Origin of the sequence: Caminibacter pacificus (genome assembly GCF_003752135.1) — a bacterium.
GTDB classification, from domain to species: Bacteria; Campylobacterota; Campylobacteria; order Campylobacterales; family Nautiliaceae; genus Caminibacter; species Caminibacter pacificus.
The window spans coordinates 54,929-75,677 of the sequence record NZ_RJVK01000003.1; the positions used below are offsets into that span (position 1 = coordinate 54,929).

The following is a 20,749-nucleotide window of genomic DNA, read 5'->3' on the forward strand; positions in this document are numbered from 1 at the left end:
AATTTAATTTTTTAGGAATCACAATGAAAACAATTTATGTAGGAAACATCAACTACGACGCTACTGCGGAAGACTTAAAACCAATCTTCGCTGAATACGGAGAAGTTCTATCGGTAAAAATCATCAATGACAGAGAAACAGGAAGAAGCAAAGGTTTCGGATTTGTTGAAATGGAAAGCGGTGCAGAAACTGCTATTGAAGAACTTGACGGTAAAGAATTTTTAGGTAGAAGATTAAGAGTTAACGAAGCAAGACCAAGAGCTCCGAGAGAGTCTTAATCTCTTGCTTTTTATAATAGATATTTTAGTGTCTGCCACTTTATACTCTCGCTTTTTTCTTAAAAGTTACTTAATTTAAGCAAACTTTAAGCTTAGACTTGTAAAATTCCACACCAAATCACAAAAAGGATTAATATGAAAAAAGGTATCCATCCTGAATATGTTGAATGCAAAGTAAGTTGTACTTGCGGTCATACTTTTACTATTTTATCAACTAAACCTGAATTAAGAATTGAAGTATGCGACCAATGTCATCCATTCTACACAGGAAAAGAAAGAACTATCGATAGAGGCGGAAAAGTAGATAAATTTAAGAAAAAATACGGTCTTGCGTAATTGGTTACATTCACACCCACACCAATTGGCAATTTAGACGACATATCAAAAAGGGCTCTTTTAGCCCTGCAAAATGCTGAAATTATCTTCTGCGAAGATACAAGAGTCACAAAAAAACTCCTAAACTTACTAAATATTCCCCTAAACAAAGAATTTATATCAATGCACTCTCATAATGAAGATAAAGTTTTATCAAAAATAGACCCTCAAACGTTAAAATCAAAAGAAGTCGTTTATGTTAGCGATGCCGGAATGCCTGCAATAAGCGACCCGGGAAGCAAGCTCGTAAAATTTTGCCAAAAACACGATATTCCATATACGGTAATCCCTGGAGCGAATGCGGCACTGACCGCGTTTGTCGCAAGCGGATTTGAAGGAGAGTTTTGTTTTCATGCTTTTTTGCCGCACAAAGGTAACGAAAGAAATGAAAAACTAAAAGAAATTATAAATTCAAATAAAATAGCGATTCTTTACGAATCTCCTCATAGAATCGAAAAACTCTTAAACGAATTAAAAGAATTAATCCCTGATAGAGAAATTTTCCTCGCAAAAGAACTGACAAAAATCCACGAAACCTACATCAAAGGAAAAGCCAAAGATATTGAACTTAAAAACACCAAAGGCGAATGGGTCGTAGTGATAGATAAAGGCGAAAATAAGAAAACTTTAGAGCTCTCGTATGATGAAATTTCGGCTTTGCCTATACCTCCGAAAGAAAAAAGCAAACTCCTTGCAAAAATTTCCGAAAAAAGTGCAAAAGAAATCTACAAAGAATTAATCAATCAATAACACTTTTTTGATAAAATACTGATATGATAGTTTACGGAAAAAGAATAGTCGAATATATTATTCAAAAACACCCTGATATTGTTAAAGAAATTTTAATTGCAAAAAAGCTAAGCAAAAACGAACTGAAAAAATTTAATAAATTCAAAGTAAAATTTATAGATAACAAAACGGCTCAAAAACTTAGCAAAAACGGAAATCATCAAGGCTTTTTTGCAAAAATAGATTTTACCCCTCAAGAATGGGATATAACCGGTGATAAAATATTAGTACTCGAAAACGTAACCGATATGGGTAATATAGGCGCAATCACAAGAACCGCCTATGCCCTTGGAATCGATTTATTGATTATAACCGGAATAAAAGAACTAAAATGGGACAGAGTAATCCGAACAAGTTCGGGTGCGGCTTTGGATATGAAAATTTTACCTTTTAAAAACATTTTGGAACTTTTAAATATCCTAAAAACAAAAAAATACCATTTAATAGGTGCGGATTTGGGAGGAAAGTGCAAACCTTCGAAAAAAGAAAAGATAGCGCTTATTATGGGAAATGAAGGTGAAGGTTTGAGCAAAAGAGTAAAAGAAAAACTTGATGAAATTCTAACGATCGAAATGAAAAGAGAGTTCGATTCGCTAAACGTATCGGTTGCGGCTGGAATTTTAATAGATAGGATTACAAATGAGTGCTAATATATTCGAACAGTATTCGATTGAGGAAATTTCGAAGAGAACGAAAATATCGCCTATCTCTTTAAGATTTATCAAAAACAAAGAATACGAAAAAATTCCGAGAGTGAAGTTTATAGGTTTTATTAAAATTATCGAAAGAGAGTTTAAAGTTGATTTAAGCGATTTGATTGAAGAATTCGACCAAGCAAACAACACTCCTACAAAAAAAGAAAAAAACCAAAAAACAATAGAAGAAACACCAAAAACCACACAACATCAAACTTCCGAAATAAAAGAAAAAAAATCATATCTCGTTATTATTTTAGCGGTGATAATTTTAATAATAGCAGGAGCCATACTTTATAATTTCTCAAAAACAAAACAACCTCCGGTTGAGAATAACATTACTCAAAATGAGATTCAACAACCAAAACCTCAAAACGATAATAAAACAAACATCATCCAAGAACAACCTCAAAAAGAAACTGCAAACGAAATCCAAAAACCCGTTTCAACGAACACTCAAAACATAGTGCAACCCACTCCTCAAAATAACGAACAAAATATCGGAACTACAAACAACAAAAACACTACACCAAGTACCAATAACGTTTCAACAACTCAGAAAATTACAACTCCTAAAACAGCACCTCAAAAAGTACAAACAACATATAGCGTAACTATTATCCCGCAAAAAAGAGTTTGGTATAGAGCGATTAATCTCGATACGAACAAAACTATCGAATACCTCACAAGCAACCTTAAAACCCTGCCAAAAGGCAACTATTACATAAAATTCGGACACGGACTTGTAACAATCGAATATGCAAACCAACAAATCAACCCGGATACAAAAAAAATCGTTAGAATAATCCTAAAAAACGGAAAATACGAATATATTAAAAATCCACCGGCAGGATATCCGAAATGAAAAAGTTAATAATTTTAGTATCGATAATAAGCGCTCTTTTTGCTCTTGACGTTCAAAGTTTCGTAAAAAATCTAATAGGAGAGCAGAAATATCAGACCTATAAAAACCTAATTTCTCAAACGATAAACGAAAACAATGCCACAATAGAATCCATAATAGTTTCTTTAAAAGAAAACGGACTTATCGACTTATTTTTCGATAAACCCAAGATTTTCGAAACTTCTTTTGTTTTTAAAGACAACAATCCCGAACTTGACACTAAAATATTAAACGACAGTCTTAAGAATTTAGGATATTTTTATTTCTACCCGAGCGAAATAAAAACAAACGGAACATATGACATAACAATAGAAATGAATTCGGGACAATTTATCGATCCTCTTTTGTTTTTAAGAGAGATGAAAAACCATAACTGTATTATCCTAAATATTAAAAAAGACGAATATTACACCTATACAATCGACTGTAGCGATGCCGATTTAAATGTAACAAAACTAACTGATAACGTTCAAAACCTTACAAACACTCAAGGTGAATACTGGGTCGATACGAACGGATACTCAAAAGTGGTAATAAAAACATCAAAATATGATAAATGGTATCCATACGTTGTTTTTTATGACAAAAATTTGAATATTCTTAATATAATTACATCTAAAAATATTCAGAGAATCGTTACGGCAAAAATACCGGATGATTGTAAATACATAAAAATAAGAGACAACTACTCGAAAGAAAACATAAAAAGAGGAATATTCATTAAAGGAATAAAATGAACCATTTTGAAAGAATAGAAAGACTTCCTAATTACATTTTTGCGGTTATAAACGACTTAAAACTTCAAGCAAGAAGAGCGGGAGAAGATATTATAGATTTTTCTATGGGAAATCCGGACGGCCCGACACCCAAACCAATAGTAGATAAACTCATAGAAGCGGCACAAAAGCCGAAAAATCACAGATATTCAGTAAGTAAAGGTATTTATAAATTAAGAGAGGCGATTTGTAATTGGTACGCAAGAAGATACGGTGTAACATTCGACCCTGAAACAGAAGCCGTCGTAACTATGGGTAGCAAAGAGGGATACGTTCACTTAACTCAAGCAATTACGAACGTAGGAGATGTGGCAATCGTACCCGATCCTACCTATCCTATTCACTCATACGCTTTTATGTTGGCGGGTGCAAGCGTTAGAAAAGTAAAACTTACTTATAATGAAAAATACGAACTTATCGAAGATGAGTTTTTCGAGCAATTAAAACAAGCGATGATAGAAGCCGTTCCTAAACCTAAATTTTTAGTCCTAAATTTCCCGCACAATCCGACAACCGTTACGGTAACAAAAGACTTTTATCAAAGAGCTGTGGATTTCGCAAAAGAAGAAGGACTTTATATCATAAGCGATATAGCATATGCCGATATAACTTTTGAAGGATACAAAACTCCGAGTATTTTTGAAGCAAAAGGCGCAAAAGAAGTAGCGGTTGAGAGTTTTACACTTAGCAAAAGCTACAATATGGCCGGATGGAGAGTTGGATTTTTAGTAGGGAATCCTGAATTAATAGGAGCTCTTCAAAAATATAAGTCTTGGATAGATTACGGAATGTTTACACCTATTCAAGTTGCGGCAACCGTTGCACTTAGAGAATATAAAGATTTACCAAAAGAAATTGCAAAAACATATGAAAAAAGAAGAGACGTATTAATAGAAAGTTTCGCAAATGCCGGATGGGAAATAGAAAAGCCAAAAGCCACAATGTTCGTATGGGCAAAAATCCCTGAAGTCGCAAGACACTTAGGAAGTCTTGAATTTTCAAAAAGATTATTAACGGAAGCTCATATTGCGGTAAGTCCGGGAATCGGATTTGGAGCGTACGGAGATGATTATGTCAGAATCGCTTTGATTGAAAACGAAAAAAGAATTCGTCAAGCGGCAAAAAACGTAAAATATTTCTTAAAGAATCTAAAGGAAAACAATGGTTAAGGTCGGAATAGTCGGAGTCGGAACTGTTGGTGTTAGTGTTGTAAAAAACCTTGAAAAAAACAGAGAAATAATAAAATCAAGAGCAGGAAAAGAGATAAAAGTAATAAAAGGCGTTGTTAGAGACCCGAGCAAAAAAAGAGATGTTAATATTGAACTCGTAACGGATTATAAAGAAGTGACAAGAGACCCTCAAATTGATATAGTAGTGGAATTAATGGGCGGTGTGGATAAAGCGTATGAAGTGGTAAAAGACGCACTAAACCACGGAAAAGCTGTAGTTACCGCAAATAAAGCACTTTTGGCTTATCATAGATTCGAGCTACAAAAAATAGCAAACACGCCTTTTGAATACGAAGCGAGTGTCGCCGGAGGAATACCTGTAATTAAAGCATTAAGAGACGGATTAAGCGCAAATCATATTGAAGAGATTAAAGGTATTATTAACGGGACATGTAATTATATTTTGACAGAAATGAAAAAAGGCAGAGACTACGAAGAAGTTTTAAAAGAAGCTCAAGAAAAAGGTTACGCAGAAGCGGACCCGACTTTTGACGTGGGCGGGTTTGATGCGGCTCATAAACTTTTGATATTAGCAAGTATCGCTTATAATATCGATGCTAAACCTGAAGAAATTTTAATTGAAGGTATCGAAAATATAAATTTAACTGATATAGAATTCGCAAAAGAGTTCGGATATGAAATTAAACTATTAGGTATCGCTAAAAAAATAGGAAACGAAATTGAGCTGAGAGTCCACCCTACTTTAATCAAAAAAGAAGAGATGATAGCGAAAGTCGACGGTGTTATGAATGCCGTAAGTGTAATCGGAGATGTGGTTGGTGAAACGATGTATTATGGTCCCGGAGCCGGAGGAGATGCAACGGCAAGCGCCGTTATAAGTGATATTATAGAAATAGCAAGAGGCTGTATCAAACCGATGCTCGGATTTAAAATACCTCTTGAACTTGATAATGTTACATTAAAACCTATAGATGAAATAGAAAGCAAATATTATTTAAGAGTAGCCGTTAACGATGAAGTGGGCGTACTTGAAAAAATAGCTCATATTTTAGCTAAAAACAACATCTCAATAGAAAGTTTTCTACAGAAACCGAGAAACGGATATGTTAAACTTCTATTTTCAACTCATAAATGTAAAGAAAAAGAGATAAAAAAAGCTATTAAAGAGATTCAAGAACTAAGCTTCGTATTAAAACCAATCAACTACATAAGAATAGAAGAGTGATAGAAAAACTAAAAAAAATATCTCTATTTTTCAATATCGAAGACAAAATTTTAGAGGAAATTTCCTCTTTTTCACACCTTAAAAAATACAATCCTGATGAGATTATCTTTTATGAGGGTGAAAAAGATAAATATTTTTACGGAATAGTTACCGGTAGTGTTTTAATGTATGATATCGACCTAAAAGGCAATATCATTCCTAAAAATCAATTCGGATGCGGTGATATTTTCGGTCTTATATCTCAAATACAAAATAGAGAATATTGTCTTAGCGCAAAAAGCGAAAGTGATAGCGAGATTATTCGAATAGATTATACTAAATTTCAAAAATTTATCTCAAACCCTCCGTTTAGCGACAGAATAATCAAAATGCTTAGCAACCAAATCTTACAAGAGATGGAATTTAACAAACTCCAAAAATACGACGCTACAAAAAGACTCGTATATGCTTTACTAAACTTTCCTAAAAAATTCATAAGAAAGAAAAAATATCTTTTAGCAAAAGAGCTTAATATGTCTCCGGAAACATTAAGCAGAATTTTAAGTAAATTAAGAAACGAAGAAATTATTTGCTACTGTGAAAAATCTATAAAAGTAATTGATGAAGAAAAACTAAAGAATTTACTAAATTAATAAAGAAAAGCTAAAACTATAGATAATATCAAATAAAATTCAAAATAAATATATGTCACTCATTAGGTGTCTGTCTCTATTTGTTTAACTAAAAAGGGCAAAGCCCAAAGAAGAAGATTAGAAGCTGTATTTAGCTTCGAATCTGAATTCGTTTTGATCTACTAAACCGTTTTTAGCTGTAGCATCGCTTGAGTAGTTTAGATAGTCATAGTATGCACTAAATGCAAGTTTTTTAGTCATTTGATAGCTTGCACCACCAATGTATTCAGCACTGTTTTCTTTTGCTGCGTTATGAATGTTAGTTGCACCTACGTATACGCTTGTTTTAGGATCAACTTTCATTCCAACTTTTGCATATACTGCTGTAGCGTCAGTCATATTAGCAATTGAATATCTCAATGCTGTAGGAGCGATTGCTGCGATTGGTGAATCAACACTTAGTTCTACAACACCAGGTTTGTCGTTTGTTTGAGCGAAACCGATTTTTCCGCAGAATTGATCCATTTGACCTTTTACGCTTACATGGTAGTAATTATGTGCATCACTAGCACCGTCAAGTTTACCAGTTGCAGCATCTACATGTAATGCTAAACCGTAATCTTTAAGAACATTGAAGTCTCCAACGAATACCCAGTCATAATCTAATAGGCTAGTAGCGTTGAAGTACCATACTTGTGCAGTTCCAAATGCATCGTTGCTATAAATAGCAGCTGCAGTATAGATATCATTAGAAATAGTTTTTCCAAGTGGAGTATCATCAACGTTTGTTAATGCATCAACATATCCAGCAGCTACAGTTAACCCGTTACCTACATTGTAAGTAGCGATTGCACCAGCACCGTGAGCTGTTGTTTGAGGATCAGCACTTGTAATTGGTGTTAATACAGGAATTTTACCAACGATAGCGTTTAATCCGTTGTTGCTATATTTTAAGAAGAATAAGTTATCAAGTAATGTAACATCTACATCAGCTTTAATGTTTGAAGTTGATCTATCTCTTACGTCAGTTTGATCACTTACTCTCCATACGAAGCTTAAGTTTTCAGCAACAGGAATATTGAATACGAATTTAGCATTCGTTCTCCATCTGTTGTAGTCTTGATTTCCGCTATGGAAATGTTCATTATAGAATCTTAATCTTAAATATCCGCTTACGCTTACGTTTTTAATAGCTTGTTCAAGTGGAGTAGCTGCGCTTGCAATACTCATTGAACCCATAGCTACTAATGCTGCTAAAGATAGTTTTTTTAGCATTCTCTCTCCTTTTTTTTAATTTTGTCTCATTATTATAACTACAAATTTTTTAAAAATCAAATATTTTGTGCTATTTTTGTGTTTTTTTATAGTTTTTTGTTAATTTTTGATTAATCTTCATATAAAGGCATACCCATTATATTATATCCGCTATCAACATAATGAACCTCCGCAGTTACGCCGCTTGAGAGGTCACTTAATAAATACATTGCGGAATTACCAACCTCTTCTATTGTTACATTTTTTCTAAGCGGAGAATTTTTTTCGTTATATTTAAGGATTTCACTAAAATCTCCGATTCCGCTTGCAGCAAGCGTTTTGATAGGTCCCGCACTTAATGCGTTAATTCTAATTTCTCTCTCTCCAAGATCAACAGCCAAATATCTAACACTCGCTTCCAAAGCCGCTTTTGCCACACCCATTACATTATAGTGAGGAATATATCTTTGACTTCCTAAATATGTTAATGTAAGAATACTCGCCCCGTCATTTAATACAGGCTCTAATTTTTGAACAACTTCTATTAATGAAAATACGCTAATTTCCATTGCAATATTAAACGCTTCTTTTGTAGTGTTTATAAATTTTCCGTCCAACGCTACTCTTGGAGCGAATGCAACAGAATGTACTAAAAAGTCTATTTTCCCATAATCTTTTTCAATAGCCTCTTTCAATGCAGTAATTTCTTCAGGCTTGCTAACATCTAAAGGATAGATGTTTTTTACATCAAGCTCTTTTGCAACTTTTTCAACTCTCGTTTTTAGTTTATCGTTTTGATACGTAAGTATTAAATCCGCACCTTGATTTTTACAAGCTTTTGCAATTCCGTAAGCAATTGAGCGATTATTCGCAACACCGATAATTAAACCTTTTTTACCTTCCATAATCATTGTATCTTCTCCTTTGCTTTATTTATCATTTCTTTAAAAGTATTCACATCCAAACTCGCACTTCCCACAAGTACGCCGTCTACATTAGGAATATCAAGTATTTCGCTTATATTGTTAAGTTTTACGCTTCCGCCGTAAAGTATCGGAGCACTTGTTAGTTTTCTTATCTCTTCGTGAGTCTCTTTTATCTCCTCGGTTGTAGCGCTAACTCCAGTACCGATAGCCCATACCGGCTCGTAAGCTATAATTAATTTTTCATACTCTAAATCAATACCTTCAAACTGAGACTTAATATATTCCATAACCGCTTTGATTCCTTGTTTTCTAACCTCAAGCGGTTCACCCACACAATAAAAAATCTCAAAACCCTCTTTTTTATAAAAATCGAATTTTTTTGCAATAAATTCTTGGGACTCATTTAAAATATGACGTCTCTCACTATGACCTAAAAGAACTCTTTTGATGTTAAATTCATTCAATTGTTCAAGCCCTATTTCACCGGTATAGGCTCCGTTTTGTGCGGGATATGCGTTCTGAGCTCCGATTAAATCATTTTCAACCAAAGCACTAAAAGGAGGAAAAACCGCAACTTTCACTCTTGTGAATTCCACATTTTCAAGCTCTTTTAAGTATTCTATCGTCTCTTTTCTCGTTTTGTGCATTTTAAAATTGGCCGCTACTATCATTGACAACTCACTTCATCCGGAATCTCAAGAGCAGCAACTCCTGGAAGTTTTTTACCTTCAAGCAGTTCAAGAGACGCTCCGCCTCCCGTTGAAATAAACGTCATCTCTTCATCATCTCCGGCTCTTTGTACGGCATCGGCAGTATCACCTCCGCCCACCACTTTGATTCCATGACTTCTTGCAATTTCATGAGAAATCTTAAACGTACCCCTGCTGAATTTATCCATCTCATAAACACCCATAGGTCCGTTCCAAAGAATAGTTTGTGCATCCCATAACACTTCTCCGAACAATCTTACAGTCGCAGGTCCGATATCAAGCCCCATCCATCCGTCTGGAATTTCTTGATAAGTTACGTATTTAACCATCGCATCTTCTGCGAATTTATCGGCAATTACGATATCTACAGGAAGATAAAATTTAACCCCGAGTCTCTTTGCTTCCGCCATAATTTTTAACGCTTCATCGATCAAATCGTCTTCAACAAGCGAATTTCCGACGTTATATCCCATTGCTTTTAAAAACGTAAACGCCATACCACCGCCGATAATCATTTTATCGACTTTCGGTAAAAGATTCACAAGAGCTTGAAGCTTACCGCTAACTTTGCTACCACCTACCACAGCTACAAACGGTCTTACCGGTTTTTCAAGGAGTTTATGGAAAAAGTTTATTTCTTTAAGTAGCAAAAATCCGCCAGCTTTATGACAATCATCATAAAATCTCGTAATAGCCTCGACACTCGCATGAGCTCTGTGTGAAACACCGAATGCGTCGTTAATATAAAAATCTCCAAATTCGCTTAATTCTTTTGCAAATCCTTCGTCGTTTTTCGTTTCTCTGCTATCGAATCTTACGTTTTCAAGGAGTAAAACCTCTCCCTCTTTTAAATTAGCCGCTTTTTCTTTAGCATCAGGACCCACTACGTCTTTTGCCATAATAACGTCTTGTTTTAATAAATGAGAAAGTCTTTTTGCTACCGGTTTTAATGAAAATTTTTCGTTAAACTCACCTTTTGGTCTTCCGAGGTGGCTTGCGATTACGATTTTGCAGTCGTTGTCAAGAAGATATTTAATAGTAGGAAGAGCCATTCTGATTCTTCTGTCATCAGTAATATTTCCGAATTCATCCAAAGGCACGTTAAAATCACATCTTACAAAAACCCTATCACCTCTTTTTATAGGCAAATCTTTTGGCGAATTAATTTTCATACCTCTCCTTTTTTCAAAATTATATCCAATCCGCTTGAGTTTTAACAAATCAAACCCGACTCTCCAACCCTTTTTTTAACCTCAACTTTACAAATTTTTTTAGAATCTTATATTTACAACCTCAACACCCATACCATTTAATCTATCAAACTAATCTTTTCCAACAATTTCACAAACTTACTATTTCACTCTCCCCACTTATACACATACTCCGCCATATCAAGAAGCCTATTTGAATATCCCCATTCGTTATCATACCAGGCAAAAAGTTTTAATAGTTTTCCGTTTGCCTGAGTTAAATCGGGTACAAAAACACTACTTTCTTTTCTTCCGTTAATATCGCTACTTACGGCATACTCGTAATCTATTCCGATTATTCCTTTAAAATCCGTCTTAGCGTGAAATTCTATCAGCTCGTTTATCTCATCGGCTTTAACTTCTTTTTCAAGTTGCAAGGTCAAATCCATAAGCGATACGTTATTTACAGGCACTCTCACACTCCTTCCGTCAAGTTTTCCTTTTAAATTCGGTAAAACTTTATAAATAGCCTTTGCCGCTCCCGTAAAAGTGGGGATAATGTTACTCGCAGCAGCACGCGAGCGTCTTATGTCTCTAAGATTTGGAGCGTCAAGGAGTTTTTGATCCATCGTATAGCTGTGGATGGTTGTCATAAATCCTGAAACTATCGAATATTTCTCATCAATTATTTTAGCTATAGGAGCTAAGCAGTTCGTAGTACAAGAAGCGTTTGAAATTACGCTTTGGCCGTTATATTCTTTATGATTCACTCCGTAAACGAAAGTCGGAGTATCATCGTTTGCGGGTGCTGAAATAATCACTTTTTTCACATTACCTTTCAAATGCTCTTTTACTTCATCAAAACTTAAAAATTTCCCGGTAGATTCTATAACTACATCAGCTTCACTAAAATCACACTCTTTAGGAGTCGTTTTTTGAGAATAATTGACAAAATGAGGTCCGATTTTTAATGTCTGAGAGTCCAAAACTTCGATATCTTCCAAATTTCCTCTGATAGTGTCGTGTTTTAATAAATAAGCGGCAATTTCGATAGGCATAATATCGTTAATAGCTACAAGTTCGAATTCATCTCTTTTCAAAAGTGCTCTTATAACGTTTCTGCCTATTCTGCCAATTCCGTTAATTGCTATTTTCATTAACCGCCTTTTTGATGAAATTATAGTAAAATTCCGTTATGAAAACAGCAATTTTCGGCGGAAGTTTTGACCCCGTACATTTAGGACATATCGAAATTGTTAAAAAAGCTCTTGAAAATTTGGACATTGATAAGGTAATAATAGTACCCAATTATCTCAATCCGTTAAAAAAAAGCTTCTCGGCACCGCCGGAACTTAGGCTAAAATGGCTAAAAGAGGTTTTTAGTGATTTTGAAAAAGTGGAAGTGAGCGATTATGAAATTTCAAAAAATCGCCCCGTCTATTCGATAGAAACAGTAAAACATTTCAATCCGACTTATTTTATAATAGGAAGCGACAACCTAAAAACGCTTGATAAATGGAAAAATATTCAAGAGCTTAAAAATATGGTAGAATTTGTAGTAGCCACAAGAGGAGAACTCGACGAAAATCTCCTAAAAAAGCACAATATAAAAAAAATTATAAATATTGACGTTCCGATAAGTTCTACGGAAATAAGAAATTGTAATTTTAAATTTTTACCTAAAAAAATCGAAAAAGAAATAAAGGAGTTTTATGGACAGAATTGCAAAAATAAAAGAGCTACTTGACGAAAAAAAAGCACTTGATATTATGGATTACGACTTAAGAGATACGGATTATTTCGTAGATTACGTAGTAGTTGCTACAACAATGGCGGACAAACACGCAAAAGCGCTACTCGATCATCTCAAAAAAACCTTAAAACCTCTTGGTGAAGAGTTTTTGGGTGTTGATGAGAGTGACGATTGGACCGTTATCGACTTAGGTGATATTTTAATTCATCTAATGAGTGAAGAATACAGAGCAAAATATCAAATGGACGAATTTTTAAAAGAGATAAAAGAAAAATTAAGAGGTTAAATCCCACTCGCTAATAAGCTCGATTCCCTCTTCTTTTAGTATTTTACTCGTAAGCCCGGGTGCGTCGCATTTGCATTCGCATCCGTTAATATAAGCACTTGTTTTTTTAACACCACAACTTGGAGATTTCTCTTTTCCAATAAAAACCTTAATATTATTTTCTTTGCAAATTCTAAGGGCTTCTTTCGCACCTTTTAAAAACGCATCCGTTTTATCAACTCCGTTTATATCGATAATCTTATCTCCTATGAATCTCGCAGGAGGACGAGGAGTCGGAAGCGCAAAAGCTTCCGGACAAAAAGGAATAAGCTCGTACTTTTCTTTTAGTTTTTCTATGATTTCCAAAGGCAAAGGCTTTGATTTGCCGTCGTACCTACATGGAACCCCAAGCATACACTCGCTAATCATAGCCTTTTGCACTACATTTTCTCCTTAGCCGTAATTCCAAGTAATGAAAGCCCGAGTTTAATTATACTTCCGACAACCGCTAAGATTTTAAGTCTAATATCTTCTCTTTCACTTCCGATAACTTTGTTTTTATTATAAAAACTATGAAACTCACTTGCCAAATCGATAAGATAGTTTGTTAGTCTATGAGGCTCTCTTGCACTAAACGCATCTTCCAAAACATAAGGAATTTGAAGAGCTAAAAAGAGCAAATCTTTTTCGTCTTCGCTCAAATCTTTAAGCTCCACATTTTTTACGTCATCGTAATCAATGCCTTTGTTTCTGAAAATACTTCTAACCCTTGCATGAGCGTAATTAACGTAATAACTCGGGTTGCTTGCGTCTTGTTTGTTTAAATCGTCAACGTCAAATTCCAGATGAGTATCGGCTTTTTTGGTTAAAAATACGAATCTAAGAGCATCCGCCCCAACATCTTCCACAACATCTCTTACTAAGATGAAATTTCCGGCCCTTTTACTCATCTTGTAAGGCTCTCCGCCTTTTAGAAGTTTTACCATTTGAGACAAAAGTATTTCAAGTTTTTCCGGCTCAAATCCCAAGAACTTGATAGCCGCTTTTACCCTTGCAATATATCCGTGGTGGTCCGCTCCCCAGATATTGATGTATCTATCAAATCCTCTTTTGAATTTATCCCAGTGATAGATAATATCACCGGCCAAATATGTAGGTCTTCCGTCTTCTCTTACTACCACTCTATCTTTTTCATCTTTATATTCGCTACTTTTAAGCCAAATTTTTCCGTCTTTTTCATACAAAGCGCCGTGTTCTTCTAAGATTTTTCTAACCTCATCCCAGTATTTATAAAGACTTCTCTCACTAACCCAATTATCAAAAGGCGTCACGTTTAGGGCTTTTATATCGCTTTTTATCTCTTCAAGCATTTTATCTTTAGCCCAAAGACTTAACCTCTCATCTTCGAATTTCGCTTCTTTTTTGCCTTCATTTTCTACAATTTCCACAGGATTTTTAAAATAATCTTCTCCAAATTCCTCTATTGCTTCTTTTGCCAAATCTTTAATATATTCGCCTCTGTAGTATTCATCCGGCCACTCGACTTCAAGTCCCAAAATCTCACGCGCCGCAAGATAAACCGAAAGCCCAAGAAGCGTTATCTGACGTCCCGCATCGTTTACGTAGTATTCTGTCACTACGTCATACCCTACATGACGCCCGATTCTTGTAAGAGCATCCCCAAAAATCGCACCCCTTGCATGTCCGATATGCAATGGTCCGGTAGGGTTTGCTGAGATGTATTCAAGCAAGATTTTTTCTTTTCCTTCGCCTTTTGCAAAATTTTCTTTTTCTTCCAATACCCTATTTGCGAATTCGTCCAAAAATTTATCACTAAGTTTTATATTCACAAATCCGCTTAGAGGCTCTACACTTTCGAATTCTTCGCACTTCCCAAGTTTTTCACATAGATTTTTTGCAAATTCCACAGGATTTTGTTTGTTCATTTTGGCATATTTAAATACAGGCACCGCATAATGCCCGAACTCTTTTTGTTTGGGTTTGTTAATCGGAGGATGTTCTCCTAAATGGTCTTTAAAAATATCGGCAACTCTTTTTTTCATTCACTCCCTTTCCAATGATTTATAAATTTATCAAGTTCGTATTTGCTCGTTTTGATTAAAGATGAAATAGCCACACTTCTTAAAAATTCTTTCGCCACTTCAAAATCGTCGTTTATCAAAAGATAGTCGTATTCCGGAATTTTTTTCATTTCATGAAGTGCGTTTATCATTCTGACTTTCAGAGTCTCTTCAGTTTCCGTTCCTCTGTTTTTGAGTCTTTCAATCAACGTATGCTTATCTTTTGTAGTTACAAATACGCTCGTTACTACATCCGGATACGCTTTTCTAACCGCTTCGTGTCCTTGAACGTCAATATCCAAAAATACGATTTTACCTTCATCCAAGGCTTTATTTATCTGAATTTTGCTCGTTCCGTAAAAATTTCCGTGCACTTCGGCCCATTCAAGAAAATAACCTTTTTCCACATCTTCTAAAAATTCGTCTTTAGTTACGAAAAAATAATCAACTCCGTCTTTTTCTCCGTCTCTAATCGGACGAGTTGTCGTAGAGATACTAAAATAAGCCTTATCCCCAAGCTCTTCGCAAACCGCTCTTGCTAAAGAAGTCTTCCCACTACCGCTCGGACCCGATACGACTAAAATACTTCCCTTTACTTTCAGATAATCCATCTTAGCCTCCGAAATCTATTGTTATGGTAACTTTTGCTTTTGCTTTTTTAAGCTCTTCCCAATTGATATTTAAGATATTTCCAAGAGTTTTTTCTTCAAGACTCGGCTCGTCTTTAGCGAATTCTTCGATTTTCGGCTCGTTTTCTATTGCCGCAGACTCTTCTATTTCAGGAGTTTCTTCACTCTCAGGCGTCTCTTCTATATCTTCTCCAAGAGCTTTTGCAAGTTCGCTTTCATCCAAATTCTCAAGCTCGTCGAATTCTTCCGCGCTTTCTTGAGACTCGTTAGTTTCAGGCTCTTCGATAGGCTCGTCATCCATTACCGTCTCGTCAATCGCTTCGAATTCTTCAATTTTTTCTTCAATTTCTTCGTCTTCATTCGCTAAATTTTCATCCTCAAGCAAATCGTCTATATTTTCGCTCTCTTGTGTAGTTGATTCTTCTTCAATTTCATCCAAAGAGACCATAACGTCATCAACATCTTCGTTATCTTTATCCAGCTCACTATCTTCTTGAAGCTCTTCTAAGTCTTCCACATCAAAATTTTCATCTACAAAATCTTCATCAACCTCTTCTTTTACTTCCATTTCCTCTTCAAGAGCTTTTTCTTCGACTTTATCCAAAGTTTCCTCCTCATTTTCGATTTTTTCTATATCTTCGACAAGTTCGTCTTCGTTAATCAAAAATTCCTCTTCTTCGTCTTTCTCCTCGACTTCGTTATCCAAGTCGTTTTCTTCGACCAAAAAGTCATTATCCTCTTCCAAATCGTCAAGCCCCTCTACTTCCTCAAGTCCTCCAAGCTCATCCAAATCCTCAAGCGAATCCAAATCGTCCAAATCCCCGATATCTTCCAAATTTTCATCAAAGCTTTCAATATCCATATCGTCACTTAAATCGTCGATATTAATCTCTTCCGAATCACTTGAAGTCTCATCTTTTTGAAGATTGTCGATAAAATCGATCAAATCCGTAGGCAAAAACGGCTTAAAAAGATAGCTATCAAACCCGGGAACTTTCTCGTCATTTTTACTCAAAATCAAAACGTATTTCGCTTGATAAATCTCTTTTAACTCTTTTAAAAACTCATCCGTTAAGATATCTTTGTCGATAAAAACGATATCGAATTTACCCTCGGGCATATAATCGCTGGTACCTATTTCTACTTCGTCGCCTTTTTTTTCGGCACTAAGGGTGAAAAGTTTTTGGATGGTTGGATTATTGGAAAATAGAAGAATTTTCATAGACCGGCCTTTTTTAATATAATTATAGTAAAAAAGGGCGAATTTGAAAAAGATTATCCTACTTATTGCCACTATTCTCTTTGCAAAAGAGGTATATTTTATGCCAATGGACGGAGAAATCGCTCAAAAAAGATTAAGCGAGTTATTTTCTCACGCTCACCAAAACATAAAAATCACAATCTACACGTTCACAAACAAAAAATTGGCAAGAGCTTTAAAAATCGCGGCAAAAAAAGGTGTGAAAATTACTATTATCGCCGATAAAAAAGAAGCCAAATTCAGAAGAAGCGTCATTCCCAATCTCGCAGCAATAAAAAATATAAAAGTACTGCTTTTAAGCGGTAAAAGATACAAAAACGGAGATAGAGCGAAGATGCACGTCAAGATGAGTATAATCGACGATAAATATCTCGTAATCGGAAGTGCGAACTATTCTTATTCGGCTTTTTTTAAAAATTACGAATATATCTTGATAGAAACAGACAAAACATTAATCTCCGAATTCGAAAATTTCTTTAAAAAACTAAAAGTTATCTCAACTCCCTACAGACTCAGCCGATAAAATGCATAATAGCCCTAAAAGCTTGGGCTATTTCGTTCGAAAATACGTTCATCATACTTGATAAAATAACAATCAAAACGATAAAAGAGATACCGATTTTGATAGGAAACCCTACAACCAACAAGTTAAATTGCGGCATAGTTTTCATAATCATTCCGAAAATTATGTCACTCATCAAAGAAATAGCCAAAATCGGAAAAGCAAGCCCGATTCCAATCATAAAATATTTTCCCATATAAACGACAAAATATTCATAAACGTTGTGATAATTAAAAAAAGCCCCGAAAGGCAAAGACTCGAATGTTTTTGACATAAACAAAATCTCAAGATGATCCCCTCCCAAACTTAAAAAAACAAGAATAGCAACCCATGTGAAAAATTGAGAAAGGATTGTGGATTGGGTACCGAAATTCGGGTCTATTACGTTTGCCATAGTAAAACCCATGACAAAACTTATCTGCTCGGCCGCGTATTTTAAGATATCAAAAATAAGCTGAAGCGCCATCCCCACAAAAAAAGCAAAAGCCACCTCATTAAAAATCGCCAGCATTAAATTCAAAAGATTAATCTCAAAAGTAATTTTCGGCACGATTGGGAAAAATAGCACGCTAAGCCAAATACTAAGAGCCGCTTTAGCGCTCATCGGAATATTTACGTAGTTAAAAAAGGGCATAAAAGACAAAAAAGAGCTGATTCTAATAAAAAGCAGCAAAAAAGTTACGACATTGACAGGAGTTAGCCAATTGATTATTTCCAAATATTAAGCCTTTTATCTTTTAATTCATAAACTCTTTCAAATCTTTTCGCAATCTCATAATCGTGAGTAACGGTCAAAAGTGCCGCATTATTTTCGTCGCAATATTCAAACAATACGTCAATTACTTCGTTTGCGTTTTCTTTATCGAGATTTCCGGTAGGTTCGTCGGCAAAAATTATTTTCGGATGTTTTGTAAGCACCCTTGCTATACTTACCCTTTGCTGCTGTCCACCGCTTAAGGTTTGGATGTTTTGGTTGATAACATCTTTGATTTTCAGTCTCTCAAGCAGTTTCATATCAACTTCTCTTTGTGCTAAAATCGCCGCAGCTTGAAGATTTTCAAGAGCGGTAAAAGTATTAAAAAGATAATGAAACTGAAAAATTATCCCGAACTCTTTTTTTCTTATTTCTATAAGCTCTTTTTCACTTATCGAATAGATATCTTTTCCTTCATACTCCACTATGCCGTTTTGAGGTTTTAAAAGCGCCGATAAAATATGAAGAAGTGTGGATTTTCCGCTACCGCTACTACCGATTATTGCAATTTTATCTTTTGGATTTATTTGAAGATTTACGTTTTCAAAAAGAAGATAGTCAAAAGAATGAGATAAGTTTTTTGCTATTAACATATTTGCCTTTTTGCAAAATTATAGCAAAAAAAGGAGAGATTACTCTCCTAAAGCTTTTGCAACTTCATCAGCCATGTTGCATGCGTTTTTAACAAGACCTTCACCAACTTCGAATCTGATGAAATCAACAAGTTTAGCCTCTCCTCCGGCAGCTTTTGCAGCTTTGCTTAGAGCTTCCGCTACGCTTTCTTTTTTCTCAGCTTTTACGTATTCTTGTTCAGTCAAACATACTTCTTGGAAGTATTTTTTGATTTTACCTGGGATAATTTTATCGATAACTTGCTCAGGTTTACCTTCTTTTAGAAGTTGTTCTTTTGCGATTTCTTTTTCTTTTTCGATAACGTCAGCCGGTACGCTCTCAGGGTTTAAATATAGAGGTTTCATAGCTGCGATATGCATTGCGATATCTTTTAAAGTATCTTTAATAGCTTCGCAAGTTTCAGGTTTGTCGCATGCTGCCGCTACAAGTACACCTACTCTACCGCCAGCGTGGATGTATCCGTTTACGATTCCGTTTTCAGGAGCTTTGATAGTCGCCATTCTTCTAACAACGATATTTTCACCGATTTTAGCGATTTTTACTTTTAATTCTTCTTCAAAAGTTCCGCTTCCGAATGATGTACCCATTAAAGCATTTACATCGTCGATATCGTTTACGTTGATAGTTTTAACGATTTCTTTTGTAAATTCAACGAATTCGTCAGTTTTAGCAACGAAGTCGGTTTCACAGTTAACTTCTACGATGCTTCCTTTTTTGTAATCAGGAGTCAAATAAATCTCAACTCTACCCTCAGCCGCGTTTCTGTCAGCTTTTTTAGCTGCTTTTGCAAGACCTTTTTTTCTTAGGATTTCTACCGCTTTTTCTTCGTCTCCGTTTGCTTCTACAAGAGCTTTTTTACAATCCATCATACCAGCGCCGGTTTTATCTCTTAGCGCTTTTACCATTGCTGCTGTAATATTCGCCATATTACGCCTCCTCTTTTTTGATTTCTTCGATTTCTTCTTTGATTTCTTCTTCAGTTTTGCTTTCAGCCGCAGCTTCTTCTTTGATTTCTTTTACTTCGTTTGCGATTTCTTCTTCGCTTACAGGCGCTTCTTCAGCAGCACTTTCAGCCATTTCTTTACCTTCGATAATCGCATCCGCAATAGTTTTACAGAATAGATTTACACTTCTGATAGCGTCGTCATTTCCTGGAATCGGATAATCGATTACGTCAGGGTCGCAGTTTGTATCAACAGGTGCTACGATAGGAATACCGAGTTTGTTTGCTTCCGCAACTGCGATTTTTTCTTTTACAGTATCGATAATGAATAACATATCAGGAAGTTTTTTCATATTTCTGATACCACCAAGTACTTTTTCAAGTTTCGCTCTTCTTCTTTCAAGAATAAGTCTCTCTTTTTTAGTTAAAAGATTAACTTGTCCGCTTTCTTGCATTTTTTCGATGATTTCAAGTTTTCTGATTGATTTTTGAATTGTTGGGAAGTTTGTAAGCATACCACCGAGCCATCTGTGGTTTACATACGGCATTCCGGCTCTTTCCGCATGTTCTTTAATAGCATCTACAGCTTGTTTTTTTGTACCTACGAATAGGATAGTTTTACCTTCAGCTGCAGCGTCTCTTACTACGTTGCAAGCATATTTGATATGTCTAAGAGTTTTTTGAAGGTCGATAATATAAATGTTTTTTCTCACACCGAAAATATATTTTTTCATTTTCGGATTCCATCTTCTCTTTTGATGTCCGAAATGTACACCACACTCTAATAAATCTTTCATTGTTACGTTACACGCCATTTGTTCTCCTTGAATTATTTTTTTCTTGGTTTCGGGTTTAGCCTCCCTCCCCGTTAACAAGCTACGCTTGCAACCCTACCAAGGATTGAGAGGTGAGGATTTGAACTGAAATTTTACTATATTTTATGAT

Annotated in this window: 25 protein-coding genes; 12 read left to right on the forward strand and 13 right to left on the reverse strand. The window is 35.2% G+C overall.

Annotated features, from left to right (window positions below; translation table 11 throughout):
• Positions 1-23 precede the first annotated feature (23 nt).
• From EDC58_RS06595 to EDC58_RS06635, 9 genes are all read left to right on the forward strand, one after another.
• Positions 24-278 carry an RNA recognition motif domain-containing protein gene (locus EDC58_RS06595; protein WP_123352727.1) on the forward strand — a complete coding sequence of 85 codons (255 nt, stop codon included), beginning with the start codon at positions 24-26 and terminating at the stop codon, positions 276-278.
• 135 nt (positions 279-413) lie between these two features.
• Positions 414-614, forward strand: a complete 201-nt coding sequence (gene rpmE, locus EDC58_RS06600; RefSeq protein WP_123352728.1) for a 50S ribosomal protein L31 — start codon at positions 414-416, stop codon at positions 612-614.
• Positions 615-1,403: a 16S rRNA (cytidine(1402)-2'-O)-methyltransferase gene (rsmI, locus tag EDC58_RS06605; protein ID WP_123352729.1), complete on the forward strand. Its 789-nt coding sequence runs from the start codon at positions 615-617 to the stop codon at positions 1,401-1,403.
• Between the two features lie 23 nt (positions 1,404-1,426).
• Entirely contained in the window at positions 1,427-2,092 is a 666-nt protein-coding gene (locus EDC58_RS06610) for a TrmH family RNA methyltransferase (RefSeq protein ID WP_123352730.1), read from the forward strand.
• Positions 2,082-3,002 (forward strand): helix-turn-helix domain-containing protein, encoded by a 921-nt coding sequence (locus tag EDC58_RS06615; RefSeq protein WP_123352731.1) that lies wholly within the window; start codon positions 2,082-2,084, stop codon positions 3,000-3,002. Before EDC58_RS06610 ends, EDC58_RS06615 begins: the two co-directional genes overlap by 11 nt.
• A complete protein-coding gene (locus tag EDC58_RS06620; RefSeq protein WP_123352732.1) occupies positions 2,999-3,778 on the forward strand; it encodes a hypothetical protein in 780 nt (259 codons plus the stop codon). Before EDC58_RS06615 ends, EDC58_RS06620 begins: the two co-directional genes overlap by 4 nt.
• Positions 3,775-4,986, forward strand: coding sequence for an LL-diaminopimelate aminotransferase (locus EDC58_RS06625; protein WP_123352733.1), 1,212 nt, complete (start codon positions 3,775-3,777; stop codon positions 4,984-4,986). Before EDC58_RS06620 ends, EDC58_RS06625 begins: the two co-directional genes overlap by 4 nt.
• Positions 4,979-6,232, forward strand: a complete 1,254-nt coding sequence (locus tag EDC58_RS06630) for a homoserine dehydrogenase (protein ID WP_123352734.1) — start codon at positions 4,979-4,981, stop codon at positions 6,230-6,232. Before EDC58_RS06625 ends, EDC58_RS06630 begins: the two co-directional genes overlap by 8 nt.
• On the forward strand, positions 6,229-6,864 hold the full coding sequence (locus EDC58_RS06635; RefSeq protein WP_123352735.1) for a Crp/Fnr family transcriptional regulator: 636 nt from the start codon (positions 6,229-6,231) through the stop codon (positions 6,862-6,864). The genes EDC58_RS06630 and EDC58_RS06635 overlap by 4 nt, the downstream gene beginning before the upstream one ends.
• Positions 6,865-6,981: 117 nt before the next feature.
• Here EDC58_RS06635 and EDC58_RS06640 read toward each other — a convergent pair whose 3' ends face one another.
• The 5 genes from EDC58_RS06640 to gap all read right to left on the reverse strand — a co-directional run bounded on the left by EDC58_RS06640 (position 6,982) and on the right by gap (position 12,080).
• The gene (locus EDC58_RS06640; RefSeq protein ID WP_123352736.1) at positions 6,982-8,118 is read right to left on the reverse strand and encodes a major outer membrane protein; all 1,137 of its coding nucleotides are present in this window, start codon (positions 8,116-8,118) and stop codon (positions 6,982-6,984) included.
• Positions 8,119-8,228: 110 nt separating this feature from the next.
• A complete protein-coding gene (fabI, locus tag EDC58_RS06645) occupies positions 8,229-9,008 on the reverse strand; it encodes an enoyl-ACP reductase FabI (RefSeq protein WP_123352737.1) in 780 nt (259 codons plus the stop codon).
• Positions 9,005-9,694, reverse strand: a complete 690-nt coding sequence (locus EDC58_RS06650; RefSeq protein ID WP_123352738.1) for a triose-phosphate isomerase — start codon at positions 9,692-9,694, stop codon at positions 9,005-9,007. The genes fabI and EDC58_RS06650 overlap by 4 nt, the downstream gene beginning before the upstream one ends.
• Positions 9,691-10,905 (reverse strand): phosphoglycerate kinase, encoded by a 1,215-nt coding sequence (locus EDC58_RS06655; protein WP_123352739.1) that lies wholly within the window; start codon positions 10,903-10,905, stop codon positions 9,691-9,693. The genes EDC58_RS06650 and EDC58_RS06655 overlap by 4 nt, the downstream gene beginning before the upstream one ends.
• Positions 10,906-11,090: 185 nt before the next feature.
• Positions 11,091-12,080 (reverse strand): type I glyceraldehyde-3-phosphate dehydrogenase, encoded by a 990-nt coding sequence (gene gap, locus EDC58_RS06660; RefSeq protein ID WP_123352740.1) that lies wholly within the window; start codon positions 12,078-12,080, stop codon positions 11,091-11,093.
• Positions 12,081-12,118: 38 nt separating this feature from the next.
• On the opposite strand from gap, the gene nadD reads away from it, so the two are divergent.
• Positions 12,119-12,670: a nicotinate (nicotinamide) nucleotide adenylyltransferase gene (gene nadD / locus EDC58_RS06665; protein ID WP_123352741.1), complete on the forward strand. Its 552-nt coding sequence runs from the start codon at positions 12,119-12,121 to the stop codon at positions 12,668-12,670.
• Positions 12,636-12,962, forward strand: coding sequence for a ribosome silencing factor (gene rsfS, locus EDC58_RS06670; RefSeq protein WP_123352742.1), 327 nt, complete (start codon positions 12,636-12,638; stop codon positions 12,960-12,962). The genes nadD and rsfS overlap by 35 nt, the downstream gene beginning before the upstream one ends.
• Here the strand turns inward: rsfS and EDC58_RS06675 are convergent.
• Genes EDC58_RS06675 through EDC58_RS06690 form a run of 4 tightly spaced genes read right to left on the reverse strand, consistent with a single transcriptional unit; the run spans position 12,951 to position 16,873 of the window.
• On the reverse strand, positions 12,951-13,382 hold the full coding sequence (locus EDC58_RS06675; protein WP_123352743.1) for a 2-thiouracil desulfurase family protein: 432 nt from the start codon (positions 13,380-13,382) through the stop codon (positions 12,951-12,953). The two genes, rsfS and EDC58_RS06675, sit on opposite strands and share 12 nt — an antisense overlap.
• Positions 13,382-15,004, reverse strand: coding sequence for an arginine--tRNA ligase (gene argS, locus EDC58_RS06680; RefSeq protein WP_123352744.1), 1,623 nt, complete (start codon positions 15,002-15,004; stop codon positions 13,382-13,384). Before argS ends, EDC58_RS06675 begins: the two co-directional genes overlap by 1 nt.
• Positions 15,001-15,633 (reverse strand): guanylate kinase, encoded by a 633-nt coding sequence (gene gmk / locus EDC58_RS06685; protein WP_123352745.1) that lies wholly within the window; start codon positions 15,631-15,633, stop codon positions 15,001-15,003. Before gmk ends, argS begins: the two co-directional genes overlap by 4 nt.
• A gap of 1 nt (position 15,634) precedes the next feature.
• Positions 15,635-16,873: a hypothetical protein gene (locus EDC58_RS06690; RefSeq protein ID WP_123352746.1), complete on the reverse strand. Its 1,239-nt coding sequence runs from the start codon at positions 16,871-16,873 to the stop codon at positions 15,635-15,637.
• Positions 16,874-16,916: 43 nt separating this feature from the next.
• On the opposite strand from EDC58_RS06690, the gene EDC58_RS06695 reads away from it, so the two are divergent.
• The gene (locus tag EDC58_RS06695) at positions 16,917-17,435 is read left to right on the forward strand and encodes a phospholipase D-like domain-containing protein (protein ID WP_123352747.1); all 519 of its coding nucleotides are present in this window, start codon (positions 16,917-16,919) and stop codon (positions 17,433-17,435) included.
• Here the strand turns inward: EDC58_RS06695 and fliR are convergent.
• Genes fliR through rpsB form a run of 4 tightly spaced genes read right to left on the reverse strand, consistent with a single transcriptional unit; the run spans position 17,425 to position 20,619 of the window.
• Positions 17,425-18,192: a flagellar biosynthetic protein FliR gene (fliR, locus tag EDC58_RS06700; RefSeq protein WP_123352748.1), complete on the reverse strand. Its 768-nt coding sequence runs from the start codon at positions 18,190-18,192 to the stop codon at positions 17,425-17,427. The two genes, EDC58_RS06695 and fliR, sit on opposite strands and share 11 nt — an antisense overlap.
• On the reverse strand, positions 18,183-18,821 hold the full coding sequence (locus EDC58_RS06705) for an ABC transporter ATP-binding protein (RefSeq protein WP_123352749.1): 639 nt from the start codon (positions 18,819-18,821) through the stop codon (positions 18,183-18,185). Before EDC58_RS06705 ends, fliR begins: the two co-directional genes overlap by 10 nt.
• 39 nt (positions 18,822-18,860) lie before the next feature.
• Positions 18,861-19,787, reverse strand: coding sequence for a translation elongation factor Ts (gene tsf, locus EDC58_RS06710; RefSeq protein WP_123352750.1), 927 nt, complete (start codon positions 19,785-19,787; stop codon positions 18,861-18,863).
• A gap of 1 nt (position 19,788) precedes the next feature.
• A complete protein-coding gene (rpsB, locus tag EDC58_RS06715; RefSeq protein ID WP_123352751.1) occupies positions 19,789-20,619 on the reverse strand; it encodes a 30S ribosomal protein S2 in 831 nt (276 codons plus the stop codon).
• Positions 20,620-20,749: the final 130 nt, after the last annotated feature.